General features: G+C 46.8%; 13 protein-coding genes and 1 pseudogene. 10 read left to right on the top strand and 4 right to left on the bottom strand.

Annotated elements, in window-relative coordinates; genetic code table 11:
• Positions 1 to 167: 167 nt before the first annotated feature.
• Both rpsU and Q0460_RS08810 read right to left on the bottom strand, forming a co-directional pair.
• Positions 168 to 380, bottom strand: a complete 213-nt coding sequence (gene rpsU, locus Q0460_RS08815) for a 30S ribosomal protein S21 (protein ID WP_005869392.1) — start codon at positions 378 to 380, stop codon at positions 168 to 170.
• A 51-nt stretch (positions 381 to 431) separates the two neighbouring features.
• Positions 432 to 1,064 (bottom strand): hypothetical protein, encoded by a 633-nt coding sequence (locus Q0460_RS08810; RefSeq protein ID WP_299086393.1) that lies wholly within the window; start codon positions 1,062 to 1,064, stop codon positions 432 to 434.
• 171 nt (positions 1,065 to 1,235) lie between these two features.
• Between Q0460_RS08810 and Q0460_RS08805 the strand changes: the two are divergent.
• The 6 genes and pseudogenes from Q0460_RS08805 to Q0460_RS08780 all read left to right on the top strand — a co-directional run bounded on the left by Q0460_RS08805 (position 1,236) and on the right by Q0460_RS08780 (position 9,219).
• Positions 1,236 to 3,548, top strand: a pseudogene (locus Q0460_RS08805) (ribonucleoside triphosphate reductase).
• 17 nt (positions 3,549 to 3,565) lie between these two features.
• The gene (locus tag Q0460_RS08800; protein WP_299086392.1) at positions 3,566 to 4,288 is read left to right on the top strand and encodes an anaerobic ribonucleoside-triphosphate reductase activating protein; all 723 of its coding nucleotides are present in this window, start codon (positions 3,566 to 3,568) and stop codon (positions 4,286 to 4,288) included.
• 454 nt (positions 4,289 to 4,742) lie between these two features.
• Positions 4,743 to 5,765, top strand: coding sequence for a ribonucleotide-diphosphate reductase subunit beta (locus Q0460_RS08795; protein ID WP_177387058.1), 1,023 nt, complete (start codon positions 4,743 to 4,745; stop codon positions 5,763 to 5,765).
• Between the two features lie 282 nt (positions 5,766 to 6,047).
• Positions 6,048 to 6,683 carry a protein-L-isoaspartate(D-aspartate) O-methyltransferase gene (locus Q0460_RS08790; RefSeq protein ID WP_005869383.1) on the top strand — a complete coding sequence of 212 codons (636 nt, stop codon included), beginning with the start codon at positions 6,048 to 6,050 and terminating at the stop codon, positions 6,681 to 6,683.
• Between the two features lie 154 nt (positions 6,684 to 6,837).
• The gene (locus tag Q0460_RS08785) at positions 6,838 to 8,640 is read left to right on the top strand and encodes a hypothetical protein (RefSeq protein ID WP_299086391.1); all 1,803 of its coding nucleotides are present in this window, start codon (positions 6,838 to 6,840) and stop codon (positions 8,638 to 8,640) included.
• Between the two features lie 66 nt (positions 8,641 to 8,706).
• Complete coding sequence (locus Q0460_RS08780) at positions 8,707 to 9,219, top strand: hypothetical protein (RefSeq protein ID WP_299086390.1); 513 nt, start codon at positions 8,707 to 8,709, stop codon at positions 9,217 to 9,219.
• Between the two features lie 52 nt (positions 9,220 to 9,271).
• Here Q0460_RS08780 and Q0460_RS08775 read toward each other — a convergent pair whose 3' ends face one another.
• A complete protein-coding gene (locus Q0460_RS08775) occupies positions 9,272 to 9,781 on the bottom strand; it encodes a molybdenum cofactor biosynthesis protein MoaE (RefSeq protein WP_299086389.1) in 510 nt (169 codons plus the stop codon).
• Between the two features lie 15 nt (positions 9,782 to 9,796).
• Complete coding sequence (locus tag Q0460_RS08770; protein WP_297945346.1) at positions 9,797 to 10,018, bottom strand: MoaD/ThiS family protein; 222 nt, start codon at positions 10,016 to 10,018, stop codon at positions 9,797 to 9,799.
• An 84-nt stretch (positions 10,019 to 10,102) separates the two neighbouring features.
• Here Q0460_RS08770 and nspC point away from each other — a divergent pair, with 84 nt between their 5' ends.
• The 4 genes from nspC to selD all read left to right on the top strand — a co-directional run bounded on the left by nspC (position 10,103) and on the right by selD (position 14,014).
• A complete protein-coding gene (nspC, locus tag Q0460_RS08765) occupies positions 10,103 to 11,260 on the top strand; it encodes a carboxynorspermidine decarboxylase (RefSeq protein WP_299086388.1) in 1,158 nt (385 codons plus the stop codon).
• A 95-nt stretch (positions 11,261 to 11,355) separates the two neighbouring features.
• Entirely contained in the window at positions 11,356 to 12,315 is a 960-nt protein-coding gene (locus Q0460_RS08760; RefSeq protein ID WP_299086387.1) for a formate dehydrogenase subunit gamma, read from the top strand.
• 83 nt (positions 12,316 to 12,398) lie between these two features.
• Positions 12,399 to 12,995, top strand: a complete 597-nt coding sequence (gene yedF, locus Q0460_RS08755) for a sulfurtransferase-like selenium metabolism protein YedF (RefSeq protein WP_299086386.1) — start codon at positions 12,399 to 12,401, stop codon at positions 12,993 to 12,995.
• Positions 12,995 to 14,014: a selenide, water dikinase SelD gene (selD, locus tag Q0460_RS08750; RefSeq protein ID WP_299086442.1), complete on the top strand. Its 1,020-nt coding sequence runs from the start codon at positions 12,995 to 12,997 to the stop codon at positions 14,012 to 14,014. The genes yedF and selD overlap by 1 nt, the downstream gene beginning before the upstream one ends.
• Positions 14,015 to 14,056: the final 42 nt, after the last annotated feature.

The following is a 14,056-nucleotide window of genomic DNA, read 5'->3' as shown; positions in this document are numbered from 1 at the left end:
GCCGCAAAAAGGCGGGTAAATTTAATTAGATAAATTTTAAAATTTAGATCGGAATTTCGGCGCTGACGCGGTGGATAAATTTTAAGCGGGCTATAAATTTAAAAAAGATGTGGGATAAAATTTCGCGCAGATCTGCAAATTTAAAATCCGCAAATCCGCGCAAGCTGCTACAAGCGTGACTCGTAGCGACGTAGCGTGTAAAGACGTTTAAGCATCTTTTTGCGAGCTGAAATTTTTTGCTTTTTGCGGACTTCCGTCATCGGCTCAAAAAATCGTCTCGCGCGAACCTCAGTAACGACTAGATTACGATCGGTCTGCTTCTTAAAGCGTCTGTAGGCTTCGTCAAATGATTCGTTCGGATATACCTTTACTCCAGGCACTTTCCTCACCGCCTTTCAAAAAAATGAATTGTGAGTTTAGCGAAAAATTCCTTAAATTTGCTTTTGAAGCGCTTTTTTATACTTCCACACGCTTTTGTTGTTGCGAGTATCTATCATCGAAAGCTCTAAAAGTAGGCTTTCGCTTGCTTGTGCGGTAGAATTTTTGGCTGCAGAATTTAAGCTTTTTGCTTTTTTAGATCCTGTTTTACCATTGTTTGTCGCAGCGGGGCTTTGCGGTAAAATTTTACCTACCAAGATGTAATCTGGCGCGTAGATCGAGCCACTTTCTACGGCGTGATAGCCACGGCTTACACCATCGTTGCTAAATACGAGTTCATCTTTACTTGGGGCGTCTGTGACGACCGCTTTGCCTGAATGCAGCAGCGAAATTCTAATTTTTTTGCTTAAAAATTCTGCATCTACGCCGTGCGCGTTCGTCCCGTCCAGTGGCTCGATGCCGACGACGCTGAATCTACCGCCTTTCTTACCGACTATGCGCTTCGAGAGTAGATCGGCGATGCTTTCGCCTGCGATGCGCTCCAGATATGCGTTTGGATACCCAGCATGATCTATGCCTCCTGCAAGTGCCGAATTATCCGCACTTTTGGAGCCTTTAAGCGCAGCGCAGCCCGCTAAAAAGGCACACAGCAAGATCACGAAAAAACTTATTTTAAAATTTTTCATAGCATTTCCAAATTTTATAAAATAAACTCCGCGATTATAGCGAGATTTGGTTAAATTTCGTTTTTTATAAGCAAAATTTGTAACGGATATTCCGCTCGTTCCTTTAATTTTGAGTTAAAGATTCCTTGATATACTTTCTGCCAATTTATTCAGAAAATTCGCGGGGTTATTATGAAGAGAATCATTAAAAGAGACGGAAGTTTTCAAGAATTTCAATCCTACAAAATAAAAGATGCTATCAAAAAAGCCTACAAAAGCGTGGGTAGCGAGTTTGACGAAAAAGTCTTTGATAATGTAATGAGCGCGATCGTTTTTAAAGATAAATTAAGCGTCGAAGATATTCAGGATCTCATCGAGAAAAAACTCTTCGAAGCGGGTAATTTCGCGGTTTTGAAAAGCTTTATGATTTACCGCCACACGCACAAGATGCAGCGCGAGCACATTTTGGGGCTTGAGGAGGATACGACCTATATCAACTGCACCCAGACGGTCAATGAATATATCAGCAAGCAGGATTGGCGAATTTTAGCAAATTCCAATACCAGCTACTCAAACGCAGGCCTTATCAATAATACCGCCGGCAAGGTCATCGCAAACTACTGGCTAGATAAAATTTACTCTCGCGAGGAGGGCGCGGCGCACCGAAACGGCGATTATCATATCCACGATCTGGACTGCCTTACGGCGTATTGCGCGGGCTGGAGCTTGCGCGTGCTTCTAAACGAGGGCTTTAACGGCGTGCGCGGTCGCGTCGAGAGCAAGGCGCCGAAGCATTTCCGCGAAGCGCTGTATCAGATGGCGAATTTTCTTGGAATTTTACAAAGCGAATGGGCGGGCGCACAGGCGTTTAGTAGCTTTGATACATATCTGGCGCCATACGTTTTCCGCGACAAATTAAGCGACGATGAGGTCAAAAAGGCGATCACGAGCTTCGTGTTTAACCTAAACGTTCCGGCGCGCTGGGGTCAGAGCCCGTTTACCAACGTCACCATCGATATGACCTGCCCGGATGATCTAAAAACGCAGATCCCTACGCACAACAACGAACATCTATTTAAAAATTTACGCGACGAGGAGCTTTTGGCCGAGGCTAAAAGGCGCGGCAAGGACTCGCTCGAGGCCTTGACTTACGGCGATTTCGAGCCTGAGATGAATCGCATCGTGATCGCGTTTTACGAGGTTTTAACCACGGGCGATAAGTGCGGTCAGCCCTTTACCTTCCCGATTCCTACGGTAAATTTAACGGAGGAGTTTGATTGGGATACTCCTGCGGCCGACGCGGTATTTGAAAACACCGCTAAGGTAGGCTCTAGCTATTTTCAAAATTTTATCGGCTCGCAATATATCACGAACGAAAAGGGCGAGCGCGTACCGAATCCAAAGGCGTATAAACCTGGCGCCGTACGCTCGATGTGTTGCCGCTTGCAGCTTGATCTGCGCGAGCTTCTTAAGCGCGGCGGAGGACTTTTCGGAAGCGCGGAGATGACGGGAAGTATCGGCGTCGTAACGATAAATTTAGCCCGCCTAGGCTATCTATATAAAAATAACGAAGAGGCGCTTTATGCGAGGCTGGACGAGCTTTTAGAGCTTGCAAAATCGACGCTTGAGAAGAAGCGAAAATTTGTTACCGAGATGTTCGAGCGCGGCTTGTATCCATATACGAAGCGCTATCTGCCGGGCTTTAATAACCATTTCAGTACCATCGGTATCAACGGCGCAAACGAGATGATACGAAATTTCAGCGGCAACAAAGAAGATATTACGACGGAATTCGGGCGTAAATTTGCCCTTAAAATGGTTGAGTATCTGCGCGAGAAGATCCGCTCGTTTCAGGAGCAGACGGGCAACCTGTACAATCTCGAAGCTACGCCTGCCGAGGGCACGACGTATCGCTTCGCCAAAGAGGATAAGAAGCGCTACTCAGATATCATCCAAGCGGGATTTGATAAAAACATATACTACACCAACTCTACGCAGCTTCCGGCAAATTTCGGAAGCGATCCGTTCGAGGCGCTGGCGATGCAGGACGAGCTGCAAAGCTCCTATACAGGCGGCACGGTGTTGCATCTGTATATGAAGGAGCGCATAAGCTCGGCTCAGGCATGCAAACAGCTCGTAAAAAGCGTAGTGCAAAACTACAAGCTTCCTTATATCACGATCACGCCGATTTTCAGCGTATGTCATAAGCACGGCTACATCAGCGGCGAGCATGAATACTGCCCGAAATGCGACGAGGAGCTGCTTGCGGAATACAAGGCCAAGCAGAGCAAGGGCGCCTAAATAGCGATTTAAATTTTAATCTTAATGAAAGGATGGAGGATGGAATTTCCAAAAGAGTTAGAAGCAAAACGCACAAAATGCGTCGTTTACACAAGAGTAATGGGCTATTTGCGCCCCGTAGAGAGCTTTAATATCGGAAAGAAGGGCGAACACAAAGAGCGCGTCTTTTTTGAAGAGAAAAAAGACAAAAAGCAGATCGCCTAGTCGCCGCTACCGGCCAAATGCAACAAACGCATACGAAGCCGCCGCAAGCCTTAAACCTGCGTAACACGGAGATTTACGAGATCACGCCGTTTACGATGCTTGATTTTGCTGATCACATCGCCGCGATTGCGTGGTTTTGCGGCTGCAATATGCGCTGCATATACTGCTACAACCCACAAATCGTTACTTCTCAGGGTAAAATTTCAAACGAAGAGTTTCTGCGCTTTTTGGATGCGCGCGCTGGCAAGCTTCAGGGCATCGTATTTAGCGGCGGTGAATGCACCTGTGCGAGCGATTTTATCCCGCTGGCGCACGAAGTTAAGCGGCGCGGCTTTTTGCTAAAGGTTGACACCAACGGATCAAATCCGCAAAAGATCGAAGAGGCGCTAAACTTAGGGCTGATCGATTATATCGCGCTTGATTTTAAGGCGCCGCGGCAGGATTTTGAGCTCATTACGAAGTCAAGTTTATATGATAAATTTCTACAAACTCTTAGGCTTTTGCAGCGGCTAAATTTTAAATTTGAGGTGCGCACGACCATGCATGCGGATTTTTTAAACGAAGCGAAGATCGAGCGGATGGCGCAAATTCTATACAGCGAGGGCTACCGCGGCGTCTATTATCTGCAAAACTTCCTGCCTACCGGCGATAATTTCGGCAATTTAAGCGCGCCGCTTGCGAGCTTTGATCCGAGCAAAATCCGCACCGATCTAAAGATCGAACTTCGAAATTTTGATTAAATTTGCGCTGCCACGAGCATCTTGCCGCAATGAATGCGATGAAATTTTAATCTAGCGCGCACATTTTACAGTATGTATTGCGTGTCTCGATAAAATTTTGTTTCGTCGTTTGCCGCAATGGCGCTTGCCGCAGGCATTGGCAAAAAGTAAATAGATGGAATCGCACCGCATGCCTTTAAAATTTCATCATAAAATTCCTCCATCATAAAATTTTACCCCAAAGCTTCGCCGTAAAATTTCATTTCAAAGCTCCAAGTATGCAGCTGGTATAAAATTTAGCTTTTGCACGCTTAGTCGCAAAATTCCGCCATGTGCTCCTGCCGAGCTGTGTGCGTCTTATAAAATTCTGCGCAAATTTTACGGGTGAAATTTCACGCCTTTAAATTTTGTCTGCAAAGCCTTCGATAAGATTTTTTTCGTTACAATACGCCCTAAATTTTTAAAAAGGCAAAAAATGGATAGGAAAAAAATCTACAACCCCTTCTCCGACGAGACGCTTACCGATCGCAAGGTCTTCGGCGGCAATCCGCAGGGTATTTTAAATTTTACCAAGGCGAAATATCAATGGGCGCTGAAGCTTTGGGATCTAATGGAGGCCAACACCTGGTTTCCTAAAGAGGTCGATACCACCGATGACGTGCGCGATTATAACTTCAATCTCACAAGCGCCGAGAAGCGGATGTACGATCTCGTGTGGAGCCAGCTGATATCGATGGATAGCTTTCAGACCAACAATCTCGCCGATAATATCAACCCCTACATCACGGCTCCGGAGATCAACGCCGTGCTCGCTCGCCAAGCCTACGAGGAGGCCAACCACAGCAAATCCTATGCCGTCATGGTCGAGGCGATCTGTGAAAACACCGATCTCATTTACGAGATGGAGAAGCACGACGATATGCTCCGCAGGAAAAACGACTACATCTCAAGCGTCTATGAGGAGCTCGCGGGCGAGGTTAGCGACGATAAGCTACTGCTAGCGATGGTGGCAAATCAAATTTTAGAGGGGATCTACTTCTACAGCGGCTTTACGTCGATCTATGCGCTTGCTCGCGCGGGCAAGATGCTAGGCAGCGCGCAGATGATCCGCTTCATACAGCGCGACGAGATCACGCATCTGCTGCTCTTTCAAAACATGATAAATTCCGTTCGCAAGGAGCGTGCCGATCTGTTTAACAAGCGCAACGTGGATAAAATTTACGAGATGTTCGAGACGGCGGGAAACTTAGAGATCGATTGGGGCAAATACATCACGGATAACCAAATCATGGGCTTTACGGACGACATCATCGAAGAATACATCCACTACCTGGTCGATCAGCGCCTGCTTGCCATCGGGCTTGAGAAACGATACGGCGCGAAACATCCGATAAAATGGGTCGATGATTTTTCTAAATTTAACGATCAAAAGAGCAACTTTTTTGAGAGCAAAGTCACGAACTACAGCAAAGGAAGTTTGAGTTTCGATGATTTTTAGCGGATTTTGCGGTTTGAAATTTTGCTTTGCCGCATCGCGGCACGGATATTTTGCAGATACTTGTCCGGCGCGGCACGGACATGCGATGAGTGCTGCAAGTGCTCCATCGTCGGCAAAATTTTTAAAATTTAGCCGCGCTATGTACCGAAATGCGGCGTATGCTTTTTCGGTGCAGCGCGAACGCTTTGGCGGTATTTTTAAAAATTTTATCGACCCCGAATTTAAGCGAAGCGAAAATTTCCGCGGCTTTAAATTCGAAGCGAGTTCAATTGAGAGCGCGCCATGGTCTCGCTAGAGCGGCTTCGCTGCGAAAAGATGGCGAACGACATTGCCGAGCAGGTAAGTTTAAATCCGGCGCTTTTTGAGGCGTTTTGTAGCGTCGCTAGAAGCGAGTTCGCTCCGCTCGGCGCGCACGCTTTCAGCCTTAACGCGCAGCCCATTTTGGCCAGCCAGTGGATCAGCTCGCCGCTGACGGTCGCGCGCATGACGATGGCGCTAAACGTGGATCCGAAGGTCGAGAAAATTTTAGAGATCGGCTGCGGCAGCGGCTATCAAGCGGCGATTTTAAGCAGGATGGTTCACCGCGTCTTTGCCGTCGAGCGCGTCGAGCGGCTGGTGGGCGAGGCGAAAAGGCACTTTGCGAATCTCGGGATTTCAAATATCAGCCTGCGTCATGACGACGGCAACGCGGGATGGAAAAATTTTGCCCCTTTTGATAGGATCTTGCTCTCTGCGTGCGCCGAGCGGATCGACGAGCGGCTGTTTGCGCAGCTTGCGGACGGCGGAATTTTGGTCGCTCCGATGAATAGAGGCGGCTCGCAAAAGATCGTTAGATTTAGTAAAATTTCGCCAAGCGAGATCAAAGAAGAGGAGCTTGGCGCCTGCGAATTCGTCCCGTTGGTGCAGGGTCGCGGATAGATCTAGCGCGCAGTAAATTTTAAAATTTCCTATCGCCCCGGGCGCGTAAATTTAATAAAATTTGCTTTCGCGCTCTGTCGCGAGATCAGAGTTTTATTAATTATTTATTTAAATTCAAGTACAATACACAATTTTAATCTTTCAAGGATGAGTCATGCAAGATTTTAGCAAGGAAAAGATAGAGTCGCTGGTCGTCAGCTGGAAAAATCACAACAAAAACCAATTCTGGCTTAAAAAACAAACCGCGATTTCAAAGTATTTAGGCGAGATCAAACGCTGTCTGGCGAGCTTTGATGAGGCCGAGAACGAGTTTTTGCAAACTCTGTATATAAATCTCAGTGACGGCAATCTTAGAAGCTGCAAAATTTTATCTTTGGGCGAGAAGTTCGCGCACGCCGAGTATTTCTTTATGGATCAGTATTTTGATTCCAATATCAGCGCGTTTTATTACGATTTCGCTTTCAAAGACCGCATCGTCGGCAAAAAGGAGCTGTTTCCTAAAAATGCCGTAAAAAGCGTAGATAGCGTACTTAGTGGCGAGGATAAAAATATCGTCTCGCTTTATGTTTTCATCGAAAATATCGTCAAAAATTTCAATAGCTATTCGCAGGAGCGCACTGCGCGCGATATTTTTAAACAAAAGCTAGTCAATTTCTACGATGAGCTTTACAGGCTTCTTACGGCGGTGGACAGCGCTTTGGCGATCGATTTTTTCGACGTCGCGCTGCATAATCAGCCTTTCGTGCTGATGGAATTTTTAAAATCCGCGATAAATGCCGATAATTTCTATCTGATTGACAGCTACTTAAGCGATGATGGGATGCTAAATTTAGGACTTGCCGAGGACGGCGATTTCGCGCAAATTTCGCGCGAAAAGCTCTATCTGCTAGCTAGCATATTTGCGCAGTGCAATGATGAGTTTCCGACGCTCGTTTATCGCGATGAAACCGCGCAAATTTTATCCTTGCTCTACGACGAAAAGGTTGAAATTTTCGAAGAATTTTACGAAGTAAGTTCGCGATTTATCGCGGAATTTACCCCGTATCCGCAGGATGTCGTGGGCGCGGCTAGGATCGTGTACTCCTCGCTATTTTTCGAATACGTTAAAAATTACAAGAGCGAAGAGGTCGCAAAAAATACGATCTTTTACGGCGCGATCGGTACCGGCAAGACCCGCAGATTGCGATCTTTGATCACCAAAAAGAAGCTTGCGGCAAAAAATTTCCGCTACGTTTGCCTGCACGAAGGCTTTGAATATCGCGATTTTATAGACGGATTTTACGGCAAAAGTTTCATCGACGGCGAGTTTAAAGCGCTTTGCAAAGAGGCGCTAAACGATCCGAAGGGCGAGTATTATTTTCTGATCGACAATGCAAGTGCCGCGAGCTTGGATAAAATTTTTGGCGAGGCGGCGGTGCTTTTGGATCGCCGCTACGACGAGAATGACGAGCTTTCGCTGATCCGCACGAAAAACTCTCACATAATCGACGGCTTTGAAGAGGGCGAAAAAGTGCGCGCTAGCGTCGTTTTAAAGGACAGCCGCTCATATTTTGCGGTGCCTAAAAATTTATATGTCCTATGCACTCTAAATGAGCACAAATGCGTTTCGCCGTCGATTGCAAAGGCGTTTAGATGGATCAGATGCGAGTGCGATTACGGCGCGCTTGAGGATTATTTAAGAGATCGCGAGATCGTAAATGCAAGCGCGGTCGTTGCGGTTTGCAAGGCGCTGAATAAGTTTATCACCGATGAGGCAAAGGGCCTGGGTGCGATCGGACACGGCGTATTTATGGGGCTTGCGCGCTATCAAAGTGGCGCGCAGATCATGCAGGAGGGGCTAAACGGCTTTTTCGCCGAGGTGCTTGAGCCGATCTTTAGGTGCGCGGCAAGCGGCGAAGATACCGCTACGAGCCTTGGTGAGCGCATCGCTGAAGCTAAGAGCGTGTTTAAATTTTAATATTTTGGTTTGAATAGATTTTTAAGTAAATTTTGTAATAACGGAATTTTATATGGAGTAAAAACAATGGCTGATAATATTGTAAATAATCATAAATATGATGCAGAATATATTAGCTATATTAGAAATGGTAATTCCGCCGCAGTTCTTATTACTAGAGATTTGGTGAGAAGCGTAAATACGATCGGTAAGTGGGTTGATATCATTGAGAGCAATATTTGCGACAGGATCGATGGGAGAATTGATTTTAACTATTTCATTGTTGAAATTTTTCCTAGAAAGACTAAGCCGGATTATTCCAATGCAGTGTCAGAACATGATCAAAAATATATTACTTGGCAAACAGCTTGCAAAGATATAAAGAACGCAAGGAGTGTTGGTTATAAAGGCCTCCGATATAAGATATGGTGTAGCTTGTATAATGATAGGAAGAAAAAAATAGTACAGAGGTATTATAATAAAAAGTTTGGTAAGTGGATGCCTGATGGATGGCTACCTACGGATTCATGTATTTTAAAAGATAAAGTAGAATTTATCGATAACTGGAAATATAGGATAAAGTCCATAAAAAAATTATAAAACAACTTAAACTAGACTTCGCTAGTTTTGAATTAAGAATCAAATAGTAAATTTAACCCAAAAGCCCCGCGCCTTTTACCCTCTGTGAGCGATCCACCGCGTAGAACCTCTTCCCGCCTACTACCTTGCCGCCTTCGATTTTACCGCCCTTTACGTCATATTTCCAGATCGGCGCAGCCGCCTTGAAATCCTCCACAAACTCGTTTATTAGCGCCAGAGCGACCTTGCGCTGCGGGCTTACGACGCCTGCGACGTAGGAGCTTTCGTGGATCGGTACATCGCCTTTTGAATGTGCGAAAAGCACGAATGCGCCCTGTGCCGCGGCCTTTTGCTGCCACGCTTCAAACCACGTCCGCAAAATCGGCTCGTATATATCAAAGCTCAGCGCGCAGATGCCGCCCTCTTCGCGCACGATGCCCACAAAGGTGATGAACGCGCCGCAATTTGCGTCCTTAAATTTAGCGTACCAGCGCGATAAAATCGCGTTCACGTCCAAGCTGCCCTCATAAATTTCAGGCTCGATCCCGTTTAAAATTTCTGGATTAAATTTAGCCTTACTCATCGCCGCCTCCTAAGCTTAGCCGCCGCAAACGGGAGGCAGAAGGCTCACGCGATCGCCGGATTTAAGCTCGAAATTCGCATCATAAATCATCTTATCATTTACTGCTACGGCGCAGTTTACGAGCCACTCTCGCAGACTTTCGTCCTTTTGCAGCTCCGCTTTTACCTCCTGCAAGGAGTTTGCGTTTAGGCGCAGGGGCTCGCGCCCGATCGGTCCTAAAAATTCTATCTCTACCATTTTTGTCCTTTTTTAAAGATTGGGCGATTTTAACCAAAAATTCATAAAATTTTATATAATTGCGTAAAAATTTAATGAGGAAAAATGATGAAAATCGATGAAATTTCGACCCCCGCTTACGTGTGCGAGGAGCAAAAACTGGTAAAAAATTTAGAAATTTTACGCGGCGTAGGCGAGCGAAGCGGAGCAAAAATTCTATGCGCGCTGAAAGGCTTTGCGTTTAGCTTCGCGATGCCCTACGTTGACAGATACCTCTGGGGCGCCACTTGCAGCGGCTTGTACGAGGCGAAATTTGCCGTGGAATTTATCAAAAACGGCGAAATCCACACATACTCGCCCGCATTCAAAGAGGATGATTTGGACGAAATTTTAAAAATTTCAAATCACGTCGTGTTCAATAGCGCCGCGCAGTGGCAAAAATATCGCGCAAAGGCGCTTGCTGCGGGCGCATCGTGCGGCTTGCGGCTAAATCCTCAGACCTCCTTCGCGCCCAAAGACGCTTACAATCCGTGCGGCAGCTTTAGCAGGCTCGGGATGAGCCTTGAAGCGCTGCAGCGGGCGATCTTGCAAGACGGCGAGTTTCTGCGCGGCATCTCGGGGCTACATTTTCACGCGCTGTGCGAAGAGAGCGCTCAGAGCTTAGAGCGGGTGCTCGAGGTTTTCGAGGCGAAATTCGGCAAGTATTTTAGAGCCCTAAAGTGGCTAAATTTCGGCGGCGGGCACCATATCACGCGTGCAGGTTACGACGTGGAGCTGCTGATAAATTTAATTAAAAAATTTCGCGAAAAATATGGAGTCGAAATTTATCTCGAGCCGGGCGAGGCGGTAGGCTGGGAGTGCGGATATTTGGTCGCTAGCGTGCTTGACATAGTAGAAAACGGCGCTAAAATCGCTATTTTAGACGCTTCCGCTGAAGCTCATATGCCCGATACCGTGCTGATGCCGTATCGTCCTGCGGTGCGCGGCGAGAGTAAGAGCGGTAAATTTAGCTATCGCTTCGGCGGCAATACCTGCCTCGCAGGCGACGTCGCGGGGCTTGAGAGCGGGCAGCCCGAGTATAAATTTGACGCGCCGCTGAACATCGGCGATCGGGTCATTTTCGAGGATCAAATCCACTACACGATCGTGAAAAACACGACCTTTAACGGCATCAAGCTGCCCGATCTCGTCTTGGCGGACGAGTGCGGAGAGGTTTTAATGATCAAAAAATTCGGCTACGACGAGTATGCGAGGCGAAACTAGCGCGGCGCTTAATGCAAAAATGTAATTTTGCTTTCTAAGAAATTTTTTTGCAAAAAATGATATAATCGGCTCGAATTTTATATCTAAGGAAATCCATGAAAAGATTGTTTCTCGCGCTTTTCACCTGTATTTATGCGCAGGCCGAGGAGAAAAAATACGCCGATATCGTGCAGGGAAATAGCGATGTTTGGGGCAACGCAAGGCTAGAAAACATCGATAGCTACGGCAACGGCTTCGGTCCGATTTTTCTGCAATTTCAAGGACATCTGCAAAGCTCGGGCTTTTTTGCTTGGTTGGCGCTGGGTGCGGTTTTGGGCGTAATCATAGCTTTTATTGGGCACTACGCGATCATAGGGCCGAAGCACTTCGATCATCACGCGGGCAAACCGATCTATGCATTTAATAAATTTGAGCGATTATATCATCTCGTAGCGGCCGTAGCATGGGCGATTTTGGTTCCGACAGGCTTAATTATGATGTTTGGCGAGGAATTCGGCGGCGGCGCTTTCGTGAGATTTTGTAAAAACGCTCACGGGCTGGCTACGATAGCCTTTGCGATCGCCGTTATGCCTATGCTAGTGACATGGTTTTGGCGTATGCTGCCGCGAACTTACGATATCAGATGGATGATGATCGTGGGCGGCTATCTAAGTAAGAAGAAGCGCACGATTCCTGCGGGTAAATTTAACGCAGGCCAAAAGGCGTGGTTTTGGGTCGCGACTTTAGGCGGCATAGTGATGATAGCCACGGGCGCATCGATGTTTTTCTTAGATTACAATATCCCTGAGATGAGAAGCGCACTAGGTATGAGCCAGATCGAAATTTTAAGAGCAAGCGCGATTATCCATAACCTTTTGGGCGCAGTCTGCGCGGTGTTTTTGCTCGTGCATATCTATATGGCGGTCTTTGCGATCAGCGGCGCCATCCACTCGATGATCGATGGACACAAGCCGGAGGAGGAAGTTTACGTACTTCACCACTACTGGTATCGCGAGCTGTTGGATAAGGGGCAGATCGCCAAATCGCAATTCGAAGCGAAGTACCCGCGCTTATAACTTGGGTAAATTTTATGCGGGCCTGCTTGCGTGAGGCTCGCATTAGCTTTGAGGTTCAAAGAATTTTATTTTAAGGATTACATATGCAACTAGATTGTCGCAATTTAAATTGCCCGGAGCCGCTTTTGCGCACTAAAAAAGCCCTCGGCGAGCTAAAAATCGGAGAGAGTTTAGAAATTTTAGTAAACGATGTAGCGCCGCGCGAAAACATAAAGCGCTTTTTGGCTAAAAACGGCTTTGAGGCGCAAATTTCACAAGCAGGTGCCGACACGCTTATAAAAACCGTAAAAACGGACAAGCTGAAAGATGAAAGTATCGACGATATTTATTGTGACGTCGCGGCGCCAAAAAGAGGCAAGGTGATATTCCTAAACGAGGAGCAGTGCGGAAGCGGCCCGATCGGAAAAAGCCTGCTTGCTAAATTTTTAGGCGCAACGCTAAGCTTAGACGAAAAGCCAGTGAAGGTCATCTGCGTAAACAACGCCGTGCGCATAACCACCAACCGCGGCCACGAATGCTTTGAGGCGATCAAGAAGCTAAACGAAGCGGGAGCTGAAATTTTAAGCTGTGGAAGCTGCCTAGAGGGTTACAAACTGGTCGATAAGCTCGCGATCGGCGAAATTTCAAACGCATACGAAATCATGGACGTCCTATCGAAATACGAAGTAATCAAGCTATGATCTACAGAGATTTTAACCTCACGAAATTTATTGCAGCCGCCGGTTGAGCCGCCAAGCTTGACCCGGCGGGTCTAACCGAAAATCTTGGAAATTTAATCGAGCCTAATGTAAACCTGCTGTCGTCCACCTGCAGCAACGAAGATGCGAGCGTATTTCGCATAAGCGACGATCTTGCGCTCGTGCAGACGCTCGATTTCATTACCCCTTTGGTGGACGATCCGTTTATTTTCGGACAGATCGCGGCGGCAAACTCCCTAAGCGACGTATTTGCGATGGGCGGCGAAGTAATAAATGCCCTAAATATCGTGGGTTTTGACGATTGTCATTTCTCAAACGAAATTCTGCGCGAAATTCTGCGCGGCGGTAAAGACAAAATTAAAGAGTGCGGAGGGGTCTTGGTAGGCGGTCACACCATCTCTACCCCCGAAATTTATTACGGGCTTAGCGTCACGGGGCGGGTGAATCCGCATAAATTTTGGAGCAATAATACAGCGCGCGAAGGCGACCTGCTGATCCTAACAAAACCTCTCGGTACGGGAATCATCGCTACGGCTATAAAGGCGAAATTTCTTAAATTTGAAGAATTTCGTGACGCGATAGAGAGCATGATTTTGTTAAATTTTTATGCCGTGCGCGCGCTAGCAGGCTTAAAAATACATGCCGCGACCGACGTGACGGGCTTTGGACTGCTTGGACATGCGCTTGAAATGATAAATGAGAGCGTGAGTTTTAAAATTTATCCTAGCAAAATTCCGCTTTTAAAAAGCGCCCTCAGGTGCCTTGATGAGGGGCTAATCCCTGCCGGAAGCTATAAAAATTTAAAATTTATCGCGCCTGGCGTCGATTCCGAGCCGGACATAATGCTTTGCGACGCGCAAACCAGCGGCGGACTTCTGCTTGCCGTAGCGGAAAAGGACGCAGCGCGAGCGCTTGCAAATTTAAGAAACGCAGGCTACGCTGGTAGCGCTATCATTGGCGAAGTAGTGGCACATGCCGAGCATAAAATTTATTTGGTTTAAATTCTTTTCTATTCAGCCCCCTTTAAGCATCGCTCTTGTATA

Source organism: uncultured Campylobacter sp. (assembly GCF_937980635.1).
Classification (GTDB): domain Bacteria; phylum Campylobacterota; class Campylobacteria; order Campylobacterales; family Campylobacteraceae; genus Campylobacter_B.
This window is presented reverse-complemented; position numbering and strand designations above follow the sequence as displayed.

Coding starts and splice junctions, on each gene's coding strand:
- Q0460_RS08800 (WP_299086392.1), top strand. CDS start 3,566: ATGCAACAAACGCATACGAAGCCGCCGCAAGCCTTAAACCTGCGTAAC.
- Q0460_RS08785 (WP_299086391.1), top strand. CDS start 6,838: ATGCAAGATTTTAGCAAGGAAAAGATAGAGTCGCTGGTCGTCAGCTGG.
- Q0460_RS08775 (WP_299086389.1), bottom strand. CDS start 9,781: ATGAGTAAGGCTAAATTTAATCCAGAAATTTTAAACGGGATCGAGCCT.
- yedF (WP_299086386.1), top strand. CDS start 12,399: ATGCAACTAGATTGTCGCAATTTAAATTGCCCGGAGCCGCTTTTGCGC.
- Q0460_RS08790 (WP_005869383.1), top strand. CDS start 6,048: ATGGTCTCGCTAGAGCGGCTTCGCTGCGAAAAGATGGCGAACGACATT.
- Q0460_RS08795 (WP_177387058.1), top strand. CDS start 4,743: ATGGATAGGAAAAAAATCTACAACCCCTTCTCCGACGAGACGCTTACC.
- Q0460_RS08780 (WP_299086390.1), top strand. CDS start 8,707: ATGGCTGATAATATTGTAAATAATCATAAATATGATGCAGAATATATT.
- Q0460_RS08760 (WP_299086387.1), top strand. CDS start 11,356: ATGAAAAGATTGTTTCTCGCGCTTTTCACCTGTATTTATGCGCAGGCC.
- Q0460_RS08770 (WP_297945346.1), bottom strand. CDS start 10,018: ATGGTAGAGATAGAATTTTTAGGACCGATCGGGCGCGAGCCCCTGCGC.
- Q0460_RS08810 (WP_299086393.1), bottom strand. CDS start 1,064: ATGAAAAATTTTAAAATAAGTTTTTTCGTGATCTTGCTGTGTGCCTTT.
- nspC (WP_299086388.1), top strand. CDS start 10,103: ATGATGAAAATCGATGAAATTTCGACCCCCGCTTACGTGTGCGAGGAG.